The sequence below is a fragment of the Sphingomonas sp. Leaf198 genome (genome assembly GCF_001424005.1).
Taxonomy (GTDB): domain Bacteria; phylum Pseudomonadota; class Alphaproteobacteria; order Sphingomonadales; family Sphingomonadaceae; genus Sphingomonas.
The window spans coordinates 18,013-34,120 of the sequence record NZ_LMPX01000002.1 but is presented as its reverse complement, the minus strand read 5'-3'; the positions used below and the strand labels follow the sequence as shown (position 1 = coordinate 34,120).

The 16,108-nt window shown below is 66.7% G+C and carries 10 protein-coding genes and 1 pseudogene; 9 read left to right on the top strand and 2 right to left on the bottom strand.

The window, feature by feature from the left end; translation table 11 throughout:
• Positions 1–162: 162 nt before the first annotated feature.
• The 3 genes from ASG20_RS07195 to ASG20_RS07185 are packed head-to-tail and all read left to right on the top strand — an operon-like array spanning position 163 to position 2,580.
• Positions 163–1,257 carry an acyl-CoA dehydrogenase family protein gene (locus tag ASG20_RS07195; protein WP_056050623.1) on the top strand — a complete coding sequence of 365 codons (1,095 nt, stop codon included), beginning with the start codon at positions 163–165 and terminating at the stop codon, positions 1,255–1,257.
• Positions 1,248–2,000: a PIG-L deacetylase family protein gene (locus tag ASG20_RS07190; RefSeq protein ID WP_231420906.1), complete on the top strand. Its 753-nt coding sequence runs from the start codon at positions 1,248–1,250 to the stop codon at positions 1,998–2,000. Before ASG20_RS07195 ends, ASG20_RS07190 begins: the two co-directional genes overlap by 10 nt.
• Positions 1,990–2,580 carry a class I SAM-dependent DNA methyltransferase gene (locus tag ASG20_RS07185; RefSeq protein ID WP_056050618.1) on the top strand — a complete coding sequence of 197 codons (591 nt, stop codon included), beginning with the start codon at positions 1,990–1,992 and terminating at the stop codon, positions 2,578–2,580. The genes ASG20_RS07190 and ASG20_RS07185 overlap by 11 nt, the downstream gene beginning before the upstream one ends.
• Positions 2,581–3,078: 498 nt before the next feature.
• On the opposite strand, the pseudogene ASG20_RS19875 reads toward ASG20_RS07185, so the two are convergent.
• Positions 3,079–3,510 (bottom strand): annotated as a pseudogene (locus ASG20_RS19875) (glycosyltransferase); the annotation flags it as partial.
• A 263-nt stretch (positions 3,511–3,773) separates the two neighbouring features.
• Here ASG20_RS19875 and ASG20_RS07175 point away from each other — a divergent pair.
• Entirely contained in the window at positions 3,774–4,565 is a 792-nt protein-coding gene (locus tag ASG20_RS07175) for an SDR family oxidoreductase (RefSeq protein ID WP_056050614.1), read from the top strand.
• On the top strand, positions 4,558–6,462 hold the full coding sequence (locus ASG20_RS07170; protein ID WP_156364166.1) for a glycoside hydrolase family 15 protein: 1,905 nt from the start codon (positions 4,558–4,560) through the stop codon (positions 6,460–6,462). Before ASG20_RS07175 ends, ASG20_RS07170 begins: the two co-directional genes overlap by 8 nt.
• A gap of 96 nt (positions 6,463–6,558) precedes the next feature.
• Here the strand turns inward: ASG20_RS07170 and ASG20_RS07165 are convergent, their stop codons facing one another.
• The gene (locus ASG20_RS07165) at positions 6,559–7,662 is read right to left on the bottom strand and encodes an NADH:flavin oxidoreductase/NADH oxidase (RefSeq protein WP_056050612.1); all 1,104 of its coding nucleotides are present in this window, start codon (positions 7,660–7,662) and stop codon (positions 6,559–6,561) included.
• 167 nt (positions 7,663–7,829) lie between these two features.
• On the opposite strand from ASG20_RS07165, the gene glgX reads away from it, so the two are divergent.
• From glgX to treY, 4 genes are read left to right on the top strand one after another with little or no spacing between them, the layout of a single operon-like run.
• Positions 7,830–9,929 (top strand): glycogen debranching protein GlgX, encoded by a 2,100-nt coding sequence (gene glgX, locus ASG20_RS07160; protein ID WP_056050610.1) that lies wholly within the window; start codon positions 7,830–7,832, stop codon positions 9,927–9,929.
• Positions 9,926–11,635 (top strand): malto-oligosyltrehalose trehalohydrolase, encoded by a 1,710-nt coding sequence (gene treZ / locus ASG20_RS07155; RefSeq protein ID WP_056050608.1) that lies wholly within the window; start codon positions 9,926–9,928, stop codon positions 11,633–11,635. Before glgX ends, treZ begins: the two co-directional genes overlap by 4 nt.
• A complete protein-coding gene (gene malQ, locus ASG20_RS07150) occupies positions 11,632–13,608 on the top strand; it encodes a 4-alpha-glucanotransferase (RefSeq protein WP_056050606.1) in 1,977 nt (658 codons plus the stop codon). Before treZ ends, malQ begins: the two co-directional genes overlap by 4 nt.
• Positions 13,605–16,046 carry a malto-oligosyltrehalose synthase gene (gene treY, locus ASG20_RS07145; RefSeq protein ID WP_056050603.1) on the top strand — a complete coding sequence of 814 codons (2,442 nt, stop codon included), beginning with the start codon at positions 13,605–13,607 and terminating at the stop codon, positions 16,044–16,046. The genes malQ and treY overlap by 4 nt, the downstream gene beginning before the upstream one ends.
• The last annotated feature ends 62 nt before the right edge of the window (positions 16,047–16,108 follow it).

Below are 16,108 nucleotides of genomic sequence, written 5' to 3'. Positions count from 1 at the left end.
TCCGATGCTGCGAGTATGCCGGCCAAGCGTTAACCGATGGTTGGCATGCGTTTTACCTCTGCGTAACTGTTTGAACGGCGGCGGACGGCGACTCGCAACGCTCGCGCGCGTCCGACGTTGTCTGTTCGTGACCGGTGCGCTCCCGCAACCGGATGGTCCGGGATGTATCCACTGACGCAATATCCATCAGGCTGGTCCGTCCTCGAAGCCGTCCGCCACCTCGCGGCATCGTGGGACCAGGAGAACACGCACGAAGATTTTCCCGCCGAGCGTCTCCATGCGCTGGCCGAGGCGGGAGCGCTGGCAGCGTTTAAAGCAGTGACGCCGGGGGGCTCGACCGATGCGCTGCTCGACGTGCTGCGCGCGATCGGCGGTGCGGATCTCAGTCTCGGGCGGGTGTATGAGGGGCATGTCAACGCGGTCCAGTTGATCTCGACCTATGGCGACGCGGAGCAACGCGCGACGCTGGACATCGATCTCGAGGCTGGACGCACGTTCGGCGTCTGGAACACCGAGCCAACCCCCGGTCTCGCGATTCGCAAGGTTGCCGACGATCGGTGGACTCTCGATGGTGCGAAGAGCTTCGCGACCGGGGCGGGGCATCTCGACCGCATCCTCGTCACCGCGCGCGACGAAACCGGCGGCAAGCAACTGGTCCTCGTGCCGATCGCCGGCGAAATCGCCCGCGCCGACAACACCGGTTGGCAGGTTCGCGGGATGCGGGGGACGTGCAGCGGGGCGTTCGACTTTTCCGATATGACGATCGGTCGCGAGGGCGTGATCGGTGCGGCGAACGATTACGAGCGCGAACCTAGGTTCAGTGCCGGCGCGTGGCGCTTCACCGCGGTGCAACTCGGTGCGGTCGAGGCATTGGTGCGGCATTTGCGCGATCACCTCGTCGCGAGCGGAAAGTCCGACGATCCGATCCAGCGCGCGCGGTTCGCCACCTGTCTCACCGAGACGCGCAGCGCAGGGCTGTGGGTTCGACGCGCCGCGCATCTCGCCGAGACGCAGGCGGCGGAAGCGATCCCGTTCGTGCTCATGACCCGCGGAATCGTCGAGGAGGCTGGGTTGCGTACCATGGAGGCCGCCGCACGGTCGGTCGGCACTGCGTCGTTCTTTGCCAAAAGCCGGATCGACCGGATCACGCGCGATCTGGGGCTGTACCTGCGTCAGCCGGTGCCCGATCAGGCGCGCGACCGGGCGGCGGCGGCGTGGATCGAGGAGGATTGCTGGGGCGACGATCGGTGGTGGTAGCGCCCGGCGGGGACGCATGGCGTGCACTGACGCGGCGTGCCCGGCGAATCTCGGCGAAGGACGCGGCGCGACAGGGGCCGTGGCTCGTGCTCGCACCGCATCCCGACGACGAGACGCTGGGCTGCGGCGCGCTGATCGCCGCGGTCAGCGCCGCGGGGGGCAGGGTGCACACTGCGTTCCTGACCGACGGGTCGGGATCGCACCCCGATGCACCCGGCTGGAGCGCGCAGCGGATCGCCGGGTTGCGCCGCCGCGAAGCGCAGGCCGCGGTACGCATCCTTGGCGGCGTGGCCGACGTGCTACATCTCGACTGGCCCGATGCGACGCCCGCCAAACCGGGCGATCCGGTGTTCGCCCGCAGCGTCGACCGACTGGTGGCGTGGTGCAGGCGACGCGGCATCCGACAGATCGCGGTGACGTGGTCGGGCGACCCGCACTGCGATCACGAGGCCGCGGCGGCGCTGGCGGCGGCGGTCGCAGCGCGGCTTCGTTGCCGGCTCTACGACTATCTGGTCTGGGGCTGGACGGTCGATGCGCTGACCCAGCGCCTGCGCGGGGTCCGCGCCTTGGCGATCGACAGCGAGGCTGGGCGGCCGAAACAACGCCGTGCGATGGCGTGCCACCGGAGCCAGCGCGGCGGCCGCATAGTCGGCGCGCGAGAGAATTTCCGCCTTCCGCGAGCGATGCTTCGCCTGATCGATCGCCCCAACACCGTGCTGCTGGAGACCCGCCTTGCGTCGTGAACACTCGATCGAACCCGCCTATTTCGAGGCGCTCTACAAGGATCGGGGCGATCCCTGGCATTTCGAGACCAGCGCCTACGAAGCCGCGAAATATGACGCGACGCTCGCCGCGTTGCCCGGCGATCGGTTCGGCAGCGCACTGGAAGTCGGGTGCGCGAACGGCGTCCTGACGACGCGCCTGGCGCAGCGCTGCGACTCTCTCTTGGCGGTCGACGTGTCCGACACCGCCCTCACCGCCGCGCGCGCACGGTGTGGGAAGCAGTCGAACGTTCGCGTCGAACGTCGCCGCCTGCCCGCCGAAGCCCCCGACGGCGCCTTCGATCTCGTGCTGCTGTCGGAGGTCGTGTATTACTGGGACAGCGCCGATATCAGCCGGTTGGCGGATTATCTGCGGACTGCGATCTTACCCGGCGGGCACATTCTGCTGGTGCACTGGATCGGTGAAACCGATTATCCCAAAAGCGGGGACGACGCGGTCGCCGAACTCCAGGTCGCCCTCGGCGAAACGGTCACCGTCGTCCGCAGTCATCGGTACGACGCGTATCGGCTCGACCTTTGGCGGTTTGGCGCGGCGGGCTAGCCTGATCAGGCGCTGCGCTTCGGCAATCGCGGCAGGCAGGGTCGCAAAGCTGAGTTGGTCGCGACGGGTCGCGCGATCAGGGGCGAGCGCGGCGGCCACCGCGTAGGTTTCGTGGAGCGGCGCGTGCTCCGGTTGGTCGATCCAGCGGGCGACCGCATCGGCCATGCCACCGGGCGCGCGGCCCGAGGTGCGGCATGAGGTGAAGACCCTCACGTCGAGTGCGTGGCGAATGCGACCGCCGTACTGCCTGATACGCTCGAACATCGCGCGATCCTCGGCAACCGGCGGGGTGGGGGCGCCGCCGATCCTGCGGTAGAGCCTGCGCGACAGGGCGATGCTCGCGCCGCCTTCGTAGAAGTGTCGAGGCCAGGGATCGTGCGGCGAGGCTTCCGCGTCGGCGCGCAGGTAATCGAGCGCGGTATAATAGCGGCCGATCATGTCCAGCCGTCGCCGCGCCGTGGTGCCGAGATGCTCACGGTCTCCACGCAGCGTCAGCGCACGCCCGGCGACCGCATCATAGCCACCGTCGATATGCGCCACCGTGCGAACGATCCAGTCCGGCGCGACATTGGTATCGGCGTCCGTCGACAGCAGCAGATCGTCGTCGGTGTCCAGCAGATCGGCCGCGGCATCCCAGGCGAGGCGGCGCGCCCACCCCGCGTGACGAAAGCCGGCGAGTAGCGACACGGCATGCCAGGACACCTCGGCAAATCGTGGGCGCCACTGCGTGAGGAGTTCCAGCGTACCGTCCGTACAGTCGTTCAACAGCGCGACGACCGTGACCCGACCGCCGAACACCTCGGCTGCACGGTCGATCGCAGCGAGGCAGGCGGGGAGATGCTGCTCCTCGTTTTTGATTGGGATAGCGATCGCGATATGACGCTGTGACGCAATTGATTTCGTAAATAGCGGTAAAGAGGCAGTTTTCAAAATGATATGGCCGGTATCGCGCGTGGCCGGCTTTGACCTCGTCGGTCAGCCGTTAAACCGATACTGCGGCAGTCGCGCATCCCTGAACCGAAAGTCTTGGTCACACGCTGCCCCACCATTGTGTCGATGTCATAAAGCATGGCGATACGTTTGAGTTGCGTCCGTTTCAGCGCGATTGATCAGGATCAGGTAGATTGTCTGCGATTGGAAAGAGTTGCCACCCGGTGCGTTGGGCGAGGACTGTTTCCTACGAAAGACCCATCATGCACATCGACCTGACCGGCCAGGCCGCGATCATCACCGGCGCGAGTTCGGGACTGGGGCGCGCCGCCGCGATCGCCTTCGCCGCCGCCGGTGCAGCCGTCGCGGTCAACTACAACAGCAGCGAGGACAAGGCGCGCGAGGTCGTCGACCAGATCATCCAGGCCGGCGGCAAGGCCTTCGCGTGTGCGGCGGACACGTCGGACGAGGCCGCGGTGATCCGGATGTTCGACGAGACCGTCGAGCGTTTCGGCGGGGTCGACATCGTCTTCGCCAATGCGGGCATGCAGAAGGACGCGGCCTATGCCGAGATGACTCTCGAGGACTGGAAGCAGGTCATCGACGTCAACCTGACCGGGCAGTTCCTGGTGACGCGCGAGGCCGTACGCCGGTTTCGCCAACAGGGCGACCGCGGCGTCAGCCGGGCGATCGGCAAGATCCTCTTCATGAGTTCGGTGCACGAGGTCATTCCTTGGGCGGGTCATGCCAACTACGCCGCCTCGAAGGGGGGCAGCGGCATGCTGATGCGGACGCTCGCGCAGGAAGTGGCGGGCGATCGTATCCGCGTGAACGGCATCGCTCCCGGCGCGATAGCCACCGCGATCAACGCGGATGCGACCGCCGATCAGGACAAGCTGCTCGAACTGATCCCCTATGGTCGGATCGGCGATCCCGACGATGTCGCGCGCGCCGCGCTGTTCCTGGTGTCTGACGCTGCCGACTATATCGTCGGATCGACGCTCACGATTGATGGCGCGATGTCGCTGTATCCAGGCTTCCGCGACAATGGCTGATGCCGCCAAGCCGGTCACGGGCGGCCGCGCTTCGGACCGGAACGTGTCCGGCACGCCAGAGGTCTCGCAGATCGCCGATCACGGCGCGATCGGCAATCTGGAGACGATCGCGCTTGTCGATACCGCGGGCACTATCGATTATCTGTGCTGGCCGTGCCTCGACAGTCCGTCGGTGTTCGCGCGCCTGCTCGATGCCGAAAAGGGGGGCCATTTCTCGATCGAACCCGATCTCGATGGCGCGCGGGTCGTCCAGATGTACGTGCCGGAAACCAACATCCTCATGACCCGCTGGATGGGGACGCAGGCAAGCGTCGATCTCGTCGATCTGATGCCGGTTGGTGACAATCGGAACGAGGTCCCGTCGCGTTTGATCCGGCGGATCACATGCACGCGCGGGCGCGCCACGGTTCGCATCCGCTGCGCACCGCGGTTCGATTACGGCGCAGTCGGCCGCGCTGCCTCCGTTGCGGCGTCGTTCACCGCCGACGAGAACGGGAGCGCACCCGGCGTGTCACGCGGCCGGTTCGATCATGAAACCGGGCTCGCGCTGGCGTTGCATGGCAAGGGGACGCTCGTTGCCGACGGCCAAGACCTCGTCGCCGAGATCGAGCTTGCCGAAGACGAGACCGTGTCGCTGGTGCTCAGCAACCCCGACGACGTGTCGCTGGGCGCGTCCGCGCTCGATGCGGTCGTCGAAAAAGATATCGGCTATTGGCGGAGCTGGAGCCGGCAATCGATGTACCGCGGCCGCTGGCGCGAGACGGTCGAGCGGTCGGCGATGCTGTTGAAGCTGCTGACGTCGCGCAAGCACGGATCGATCGCGGCGGCGGCGACGTTCGGCCTGCCCGAGGCACCGGGCGGCGTCCGCAACTGGGATTATCGCGCGACCTGGATCCGCGATTCATCCTTCACCGTCTATGCGCTGCTCCGGCTCGGCTATCAGGGCGAGGCGGTCGATTTCCTCCACTGGGCGATGGACCGAACCTCCGAGTGCACGGACGGCAGCATCGGCGTCATGTTCGCACTCGACGGCGGCCCCGTGGCATCCGAACGCAAGCTCGAACTCGGCGGCTTCGAAGGCGCCGGCCCGATCGTGGTCGGCAACGATGCCAATATTCAGGTCCAGCACGACATTTACGGCGCGCTGCTCGACGCCGTCTATCTGGGCAGCAAATATGGCGAGCCGCCCTCGCATGACAGCTGGCAGAACATCATCCGGGTCGTCGATCAGGTCTGCGAGACGTGGCAGACGCCCGATTCCGGGATCTGGGAGGTGCGCGGCCCAACCAAGCATTATCTGCACTCGCGGCTGATGAGCTGGGTCGCGGTCGATCGCGCGGTGCGGCTGGCGCAGAAGCGTTCTCTGCCCGCGCCGCTGGTGCGCTGGGCGGAAACGCGCACTGCGATCCATGACGATATCTGGGCCAATTTCTGGGACGAGACGCTGGGGCGCTTCGTCCGCGCGACGGGGAATACGCCGGCGGACAGGGCGGTCGACGGTGCGCTGCTGATGATGCCGCTGGTCCGCTTCGTCGGCCCGACCGATCCCAAATGGCTGGCGACGCTCGATGCGATCGGGGCGGACCTGTCCGACGACGGCCAGGTCTATCGCTACAAGATCAACGACGGGTTGCCGGGGCAGGAGGGGACCTTCGTCGCCTGCTCGTTCTGGTACGTCGAATGCCTCGCGCGGGCCGGCCGCCTCGACGAGGCGCGGTTCAACTTCGAAAAGCTGCTCGCGCATGGCAATCATCTCGGCCTGTTCGCCGAGGAGATCGCGCAGGACGGCACGTTCCTCGGCAATTTCCCGCAAGGATTCAGCCATCTCGCGCTGATCAGCGCCGCCTTCTATCTCGATCGTGCGCTCGACGATGGCGGTCCCCGCGCCTGGGGGTGAGCGCTGAGCTTGGCCGATAGTAATAGTGCAGATGCAGCGCGTTGGCGCCGTTTCCTCAGTCGGCACGGGAACGGCGTCGCTACACGGACGGTCCGCTTACCCCTCGAACAAGTCCTTGAACTGCCGAGGCTGCGACCGCAGATATTGCTTCGGCGCCTTCACCTTGCCGCCGAGATGCGCCGCCGCATGCCAGGGCCAGCGCGGATCGTACAGGATCGTCCGCGCCAGCGCGATCATGTCCGCATCGCCCGTCCCGATAATCGCCTCGGCCTGCTCGAAATCGGTGATCAGCCCGACCGCGACGACCGGAATCGACACCGCCTGCTTCACCGCCCGCGCGAGTGGCACCTGATAGCTCGGCCCGACCGGAATCTGCTGCGCCGGCGTCATCCCACCGCTCGACACATGGATCGCACTACATCCGCGTGCCTCCAGCGCCTTCGCGAAGGCCACCGTCTGCTCCGACTCCCAGCCGCCCGCGGCCCAGTCGGTCCCCGACACGCGCATCGTCACCGCGCGCTCCGCCGGGAACGCAGCCCGAACCGCATCATACACTTCGAGCGGGAAGCGCATCCGGTTCTCCAGACTGCCGCCATACTCGTCCTCGCGCCGGTTCGACAGCGGCGACAGGAACTCGTGCAACAGATACCCATGCGCCGCATGCAACTGCACCGCGTCGATCCCCAGCCGCGCCGCACGCACCGTCGCCGCCACGAACGCATCGCGCACCCGCGCGAGCCCGTCGACGTCGAGCGCGACCGGCGCGTTCTCCTCGGGCAGGAACGGGACCGTCGATGGCCCTTCGGTCTGCCAACCGTTCGGCTCGCCCGGTGCGATCTGTAGGCCACCCTTCCAAGGCACCTCGCACGACGCTTTCCGCCCGGCGTGCGACAACTGGATCGCGATCGGCATGTCGGACCAGCGCCGCACGCTCTCGATCACGCCCGCCATCGCCGCCTCGGTCGCGTCGTCGTACAGCCCGACGTCGCCATAGGTGATCCGCCCCTCGGGCAGCACTGCGCTCGCCTCGATCGTCAGCAGCGCCGCGCCCGACAGCGCGAGCTGCCCCAGGTGGATCTGGTGCCAGTCGTTCATGCAGCCATTGGTCGCCGAATACTGGCACATCGGCGCGATCACGATCCGGTTGGCGAGCGTCAGGTTGCCGACCTTGAGCGGCTCGAACAGTTTCGGGCCGCTCATGCGGCGATCGATCGGATGGAAGGCATGCGCATGTTCCTTGATCTGTAAGAAGGTGCGGCGAAAACTCGCTGCTGCTTGCGGAACATAGGAACGGGCGGGCGGGTTTCACGGCAAGGAATGCTGCACCGCGATAAAGTTGGTCCGGCGACACGAAAAGGGTCCACGCATTGCATCTACTGCCCGACACGCTCGACGCCGGCTCGGCCTATCCCCTCGGCGCGACCTTCGACGGCCTCGGCGTCAACTTCGCGGTCTATTCCGCCAATGCCGAGAAGATCGAACTGTGCGTCTATGACGAGACCGGCCGCCGCGAGCTGAAGCGCTATCCGCTGCCCGAATGGACCGACGAAGTCTGGCACGGCTACCTCCCCGACGCGCAGCCCGGCCTCGTCTACGGCTACCGCGCGCATGGCCGATACGCGCCCGAGGAAGGCCACCGCTTCAACCCGAACAAGCTGCTGCTCGATCCGTACGCCAAGCAGATGATCGGCGAACTCCGCTGGACCGACGCGATGTACGGATACCAGGTCAAGTCGCCGCGCGCGGACCTGAGCTTCGACAAGCGCGACAGTGCGCTGACGATGCCCAAGGGCGTCGTGACCGACAGCCATTTCGACTGGTCGCGCGACGTGCGCCCGAACACGCCCTGGTCCGAGACGGTGATCTACGAGGCGCACACCAAGGGCCTGACCAAGCTGTTCGAGGAGGTCCAGCCCTCCGAGCGCGGCACCTTCGCGGCGCTCGGCAACCCCAAGGTCATCGATCACCTGAAGCGGCTTGGCGTCACCGCGATCGAGCTGCTGCCGATCCACACGTACATCCAGGACCGCTTCCTCCAGGAGAAGGGCCTGCGCAATTACTGGGGCTACAACACCCTCAACTTCTTCACGCCCGAGCGCTCGTTCTTCGCGACCGACAGCCATGACGAACTCCGTCGCTCGATCCGCCGCCTCCACGCGGCCGGGATCGAGGTAATCCTCGACGTCGTCTACAACCACACCTGCGAAGGCTCCGAACAGGGGCCGACGCTTTCTTGGCGCGGGCTCGACAACGCCAGCTACTACCGCCTCGTCAAGGACGACCCCCGCTACTCGATCAACGACACCGGCACCGGCAACACGCTGAACCTCACCAAGGCTCGCGTGATCCAGATGGTCGCAGACTCGCTCCGCTACTGGGCGACCAGCTTCGGCATCGACGGCTTCCGCTTTGATCTCGGTCTGACGCTCGGCCGGACGGACACCGGCTTCGATCCCGGCGCAGGGTTCTTCGACGTACTCCGCCAGGATCCCGTGCTCGGTAGGCTGAAGCTCATCACCGAGCCCTGGGACATCGGCCCCGGCGGCTATCAGCTCGGCAACTTCCCCCCCGGTTTCGCCGAGTGGAACGACAAATACCGCGACACCGTGCGGAAGTTCTGGCGCGGTGATCATGCGCAGCGCGCCGGTCTCGCCGCGCGCCTGACCGGCTCCGCCGACCTGTTCGACCGCCGGGCGCGCCGCCCCTGGGCGAGCGTTAACCTGCTGGGCGCGCATGACGGCTACACGCTCGCCGACACCGTCGCGTACGAAGAGCGCCACAACGAGGCGAACGGTGAAGACAACAACGACGGCCATTCGAACAACTGCTCGCGCAACTGGGGCGTCGAAGGCCCGACCGAAGACCCGACGATCCTCGAGACCCGGTCGCGCGTGATGCGCTCGATGCTGACGACGCTGTTCGCCTCGCTCGGCACGCCGATGCTGGTCGCGGGCGACGAGTTCGGCCGCACGCAGAACGGCAACAACAACGCGTATTGCCAGGACAACGAGATCAGCTGGCTCGACTGGAACAAGGCCAAGTCTCCCGACGGCGACGCGTTGATCGACTTCACCGCCCGCCTGATCGCACTCCGTCGCGACTACCCGATGCTCCGCGCCGGTAACTTCCTCTACGGCGAGGACACGCCCGCGGAAGGCCTCAAGGACATCGAATGGTGGGACGAGCGTGGCCTGCAACTCACGCCCGAGGACTGGGAGAACACCAACGGCCGCGCGCTTGTGATGCGTCGCGCCTGCGAGCAGGAGTCGGGCGAGGTGCAGGTGATCTCCCTCCTGCTCAACGCCTCGGAAGGTCCGCTGACGTTCCATATGCCGCCGCCAGCAGAGGTCGAGCGCACCGTGTTGATCGACAGCAGCAAGCCCGAACAGGGCACCACACCGATCAAGGACAGCTACGAGCTTCCCCCACAGGGTGCAGCACTACTCTCCTGGACGATCGCAGCGTGAGTAGCTGGGGACCGACGCTCACCGGGGACGAAACGACGTTCCGCCTCTGGGCACCCGATCGCGACGCAGTGATGGTCGAGATCGCCGATGGCCCGTCGGTCCCCATGATCCCTGAACCGGAAGGCTGGTTCAGCGCCAAGGCGCCGGTAGGGGCCGGGAGCCTCTACCGGTTCCGTCTGAAGGACGATCTCGCGGTTCCCGATCCGGCGTCGCACGCGCAGTCCGGCGGCGTCCATGGTTGGAGCGTCGTCGTCGATCCCGACGCCTACGCGTGGCGCACCCCGGACTGGCGCGGCCGATCGTGGGAAGAGATGATCATCCAGGAGGTCCATGTCGGCACGCTCGGCGGCTTCGCAGGCGTCGCGGACCACCTCCCGGCGATCGCCGAACTCGGCATCACGGGAATCGAACTCATGCCCGTCAATGCGTTCGGCGGCACCCGCAACTGGGGCTATGACGGCGTGCTGCCCTACGCCCCGGCCGAAAGCTACGGCACGCCCGACGAGCTGAAAGCGTTGGTCGACCGCGCCCACGCGCTCGGCCTCGCCGTGTTCCTCGACGTGGTCTACAATCACTTCGGCCCCGACGGAAACTACCTCGGCGCCTATGCAAAGGGCTTCTTCCACCCCGAAGTCGACACTCCCTGGGGCGGCGCGGTCGCGGTCGACCAGGCGCCGGTCCACCGCTATTTCGTCGACAACGCGCTGATGTGGCTCAACGAGTACAAGTTCGACGGCCTCCGCTTCGACGCGGTCCACGCGATCGAGAACGACGACTTCCTCGACGCGATGGCCGCCGAACTGCGCGCAAAGACCGCCGGCCGCCACGTCCACCTCGTCCTTGAGAACGAAGGCAACGACGCCGACCGGCTCCACCCCGCGGCGTTCGACGCGCAGTGGAACGACGACTTCCACAACGTCCTCCACGTCCTGCTCACCGGCGAGACCAGCGCCTATTACGCCGACTTCGCCGACCGCCCCGCCGAACGCCTCGCGCGCTGCTTGGGCGAAGGCTTCATCTACCAGGGCGAAGGCTCCCCCAACCATGACGGCAAGCCGCGCGGCAAACCCAGCGCGCATTTGTCGCCGACTGCATTCGTCGCGTTCCTCCAGAACCACGACCAGATCGGCAACCGCGCGATGGGCGAACGCCTGACGCTGCTCGCCGACCGCCAGAAGCTCCGCGCCGCCACCGCGTTGCTCCTGCTCGGCCCTCAGATCCCGCTGCTCTTCATCGGCGACGACCACGGCAGCGAAAGCCCGTTCCTGTTCTTCACCGACTTCCACGACGAGCTAGCGGACGCGGTGCGCGAAGGTCGGCGCAAGGAATTCGCCAAGTTCGCCGCCTTCGCCGATCCCGAAGCGCGCGAGGCAATCCCCGACCCAAACGCGCATGAAACCTTCCACCGATCGCGAGCACGCCCCGGCGCTGATGCGGCCGAGTGGCAGGACCTGTACCGCACCCTGCTCAAGATCCGACACGAGGAGATCATCCCCCGCCTGCGTGACACGACCGCAATAGGCGCCGAGGCGATCGGCGAGGGGGCGGTCGTTGCGCGCTGGAAAATGGGTGACGGCGCAATCCTGACAATTGCGCTCAACCTCGGCGACGATGTCGTTGATTTCCCTGTAATAAAGCCTTCGCCAATCTTCGTCGAGGGCGAACCAGGGGAGGCCGCTGCCGTGGCAGTCTGGCTGGATCGATGAGCAGCCTCCGAACACTCGCTGTCGCGGCCGGCCTGCAGCCCGAGTGGCAGGACGCAGCGGGTCGTCGCCAGACCGTCGCCAACGACGCATTACAGGCGATCCTGGATCGTCTCGGCCATCCGTCCGGGAGCGAAAAGCAGATCGCCGACAGCCTAGCCGCGATCGAAGCGCGAAACGCGCAGGGTGTCCGTTTCTTGTCGGTCGATGTGGGAGACCCGATCGGGCTGGCATCGAAGGTATCAGGCAAAGCCGGACTTACGTTCGAAGACGGTACGACGCGCTCCGTCACGGTCGATGACGGCGAATTAAGTCCGATAGGCAGGAGCGGCTACCACAAACTTGAAATCAATGGCGAAGTCATCGACATTCTCGTCGCGCCACGCCGCTGCTACACGATCGCCGATGCGCTACCGGGCCGCAAACTCTGGGCGCCCGCCGTCCAGATCCCGAGCCTCCGCACCGACGTGCCGAAGGCGTTCGGTGACTTCGTTTCGCTAGCCGACGCCGCCCGCGCGTTCGGCCAACGCGGCGCCGATGCTCTCGCGATCAGCCCGACGCACGCGCTGTTCCCCGCCGACGCCAGCCGGTACAGCCCCTACGCACCCTCGAGCCGGCAATTCCTCAACGGGCTGTACGGTGACCCGGCCGCATTCGGTGCACAGTCCGACAACCGCGACCTCCCCGAACTGATCGACTGGCCCGCCGCGATCCCCGAAAAGCTCGCGCGACTAAGCAAGAACTTCGACCAAGTGCTTCCACAGATTGAGGAAACGCTGACAGTGTTCAGGCGGCAAGGCGGCGGCGACCTCGAACGCCACGCCGAGTTCGACGCCCTCCACGCGCACTTCTTCGCGACCACCTGCGCACGCGGCTGGCAGCAATGGCCCGCTGAATATCACGATCCCGCCAAGCCTACCGTCCGCCGCTTCGTCGCGGAGCATGCGGACGACGTCACGTTCTATATCTTCCTCCAGTGGCTAGCGCGCCGGGACCTCGACGCTGCGCAGATGGCTACCAAGGACTCCGGCATGGCGATCGGCCTCATCGCCGATCTCGCCGTCGGCATGGACCCCGGCGGCAGCCACGGCTGGAGCCGGCGCAGCGACTTGCTGACAGGGCTCTCGATCGGCGCGCCGCCCGATCCGCTCGGGCCAGACGGGCAAAGCTGGGGCATCACCGGGTTCGACCCACAAGCGCTGCGCGATACTGGCTTCGCCCCGTTCATCGCGACGATCCGCGCGGCGCTCGCGCACGCCGGGGGCATCCGCATCGACCACGCGTTCGGCCTCCGTCGCCTCTGGGTCGTTCCCGAAGGCGCGTCTGCCGCGGAAGGCGCCTATCTCGACATGCCGTTCGACGACCTGATGCGGATCGTCGCGATGGAATCGCAGCGTGCCAAGGCAATCGTCATCGGCGAAGACCTCGGCACCGTCCCCGATGGCTTCCGCGAGGCGATGGACGCGCGCGCCATGCTCGGTATGCGCGTCCTCTGGTTCGAGCGCGACGCGGACGGCTTCGTGTCGCCCGCCAAATGGTCGCCCGACGCGGTGGCGATGACCGGTACGCACGATCTTGCCACCGTCGCCGGCTGGTGGAGCGGTCGCGATATCGACTGGACGTGGGACCTCGGACGCAAGTCCGACGCTGCCGACAAACCCACGGACCTCGCCGCTCGCGCCGAGGACCGCGTAGCGCTCTGGTCTGCATTCGACACCGGCACCGAACAGCCAAACCCCGAAGACACCGACCCGGTCGTCGACGCCGCCATCGCGCACGTCGCCAGCACGCCCTGCGCGCTCGCCATCATCCCGATCGAAGACCTCGCCGGGCTGGTCGAGCAACCCAACCTCCCCGGCACGATCGACGAGCACCCCAACTGGCGCCGCCGCATGCTCGACACGACCGAGGCGCTGCTCGCCCGCCCCGAAGTCGCCGCCCGCATCGACACGCTCAACGCCACGAGACCCGCATGACTCCCCCCACCACGCCTCGCGCAACCTACCGCTTCCAGTTCCACAAGGACTTCACCTTCGCCGACGCCGAAGCGCTGGTGCCGTATCTCGACGACCTCGGCATCAGCCACCTCTACGCCTCGCCGATCACCACCGCGCGAAGCGGGTCCACTCACGGCTATGACGTCGTCGACGCGACCCGCATCAACCCTGAACTCGGCGGCGAGGATGCCTTCCGAAGCCTCGTTGCAGCCCTCCGCACGCGCGACATGGGCGTCATCATCGACATCGTCCCCAACCACATGGGCGTCGCCGGTGGTGAGAACGCATGGTGGAACGACGTTCTAACACACGGTGATGATAGCGAATTCGCGCGCTACTTCGACATCGACTGGCGCGAGAAGCTGGTCCTCCCGATCCTCGGCGATCCGCTCGCGGAAACACTGGCCAGCGGCGCGCTAAAGGTCGAGCAGGTCGACGGCGGCTACGTCCTCGAAGCATACGGCGAACATCGCCTGCCTATCCGCGACGAGGACCAGGCCACCGCGCTAACCGACGACATCGCCGCGCTGATCGACCGTCAGCACTACCGCCTCGCCTCGTGGCGCGTCGCGAACGACGAACTCAACTGGCGGCGCTTCTTCACGATCAACGATCTTGCCGGCCTCCGCGCCGAAGATCCCGTCGTATTCGAGGCGACGCACGCGCTGTATTTCCGCCTCTACGCCGAGGGCCTGATCGACGGCGTCCGCGTCGACCACGTCGACGGCCTGACCGATCCCGCCGGCTATTGCCGCCAGCTCCGCTCGCGATTGGATGCGAGCGAACGTCCCGCCGATGCACCGGCTGGGCCTGCCTACATCGTCATCGAGAAAATCCTCGCCGACGGCGAACCGCTCAGCACCGACTGGGGTGTCGACGGCACCAGCGGGTACGACTTCATGGAGCAGGTCACCGCCTTGCTCCACGCACCCGCCGGGGCAGAACCGCTCGCCGAACTGTGGGCAAAGACAAGCGGGCGCTCCGCCGACTTCGCACCCGAGGAACTGCGTGCGCGGCAGGAATTGCTCGCCTGGCAGTTCGACGCGCAGCACCGCCGGTGCGTCGCAGCCTTCGTCGCGCTGGCGCGCTCCACACCCGACTGCGATGGCCTTACCGCTGGCATGCTTCACCGCGCGATCGAACGCCTGCTTTGGGTTTTCCCCGTGTACCGAACTTACGGAACGGGCGGCGCCGCACCGGCATCGGACGCCACGATCCGAGATACCGTCCGCCAGCGCATCGTGCCGTTCGTCCCACCAGGGGAAGGCGCCGTCGTCGACCGGATCCTCGGCTGGCTGGCTGGCATAGGCCTCGGCGACACTGCACTCGCGGCCGAGGCGGTGCGAAAATTTCAGCAGCTGTCCGCGCCGATCGCTGCCAAGGCGGTCGAGGACACTGCGTTCTACCGTTATGGTCGCCTGCTCTCGCGCAACGACGTCGGCTTCGACGCCGCATGGCTATCCATGGACATCGATGCCTTCCACGCCGCGATGATCGACCGCGCGCGGGATTGGCCAGCGGCGATGCTCGCGACCGCAACGCACGATCACAAGCGCGGTGAAGACGTTCGCGCGCGGCTCGCGGTTTTGAGCGAGGCGCCAGACATGTGGCGTGCTTGCGTCGAACGATGGATCGAACTTGCCGCGCCTTTCACCGACGACGTCGATCCAACCGATACCTATATGCTGTTTCAGACGCTGGTCGGTGCGTGGCCCGAGGACCTCGCCGCAGGCGCTACCCAAGGCCTGTCTGCGTATGCCGAGCGCATCGTCGCATGGCAGGAAAAGGCGTTGCGCGAGGCCAAGCTCCGCTCGTCGTGGGAGGCACCGGACGATGCGTATGAGACCCGCTGCCACGACCTGGTTCGCGCGTTGCTCGATCCCGCACGGTCTCGCGCGTTCCTCGACGATATCGTTGCGTTCGTAGGCCGGATCGCGCCCGCCGCGGCCGCCAACAGCCTTGCGCAGGTCGCGCTGCGCTATGCCGTGCCCGGCGTCCCCGACCTGTATCAGGGTACCGAAATGGCCGATTTGAGCCTGGTAGACCCCGACAATCGCCGTCCGGTCGACTATGCGCGCCTTCGCGATCGGTCGGCCGCGAAGACTCCGGCGAAGATGGCGCTGATCACGCGGCTTCTCGCGCTGCGCCGGGAGCATCCGGCGGTGTTCTCGGAAGGCGCCTACGAGCCTGTCGGCTTGACCGGCATTCGCGCGGATCGGGCCATAGCGTTCCGGCGGGTAGGCAAGGAGGCAAGCCTGCGCTGCGTCGTCCCGTTGCGCTGCGCCGAGCGTCATATCGAAGCGATCGACGCGCGCGATTGGTGGGGCGACACCGCGCTCGCATCCGGCGAACTGCTCGCCGATCTGCTCGGAGAACACGCGCTATCGGTCGAGATGCTGTCTTCGCAGCAGCGTTAGCGTCGATCGCGAGACTGGGAGGTTGGGGTCGGGCGAGTGACACCAACCTCCTTTGACCGCTC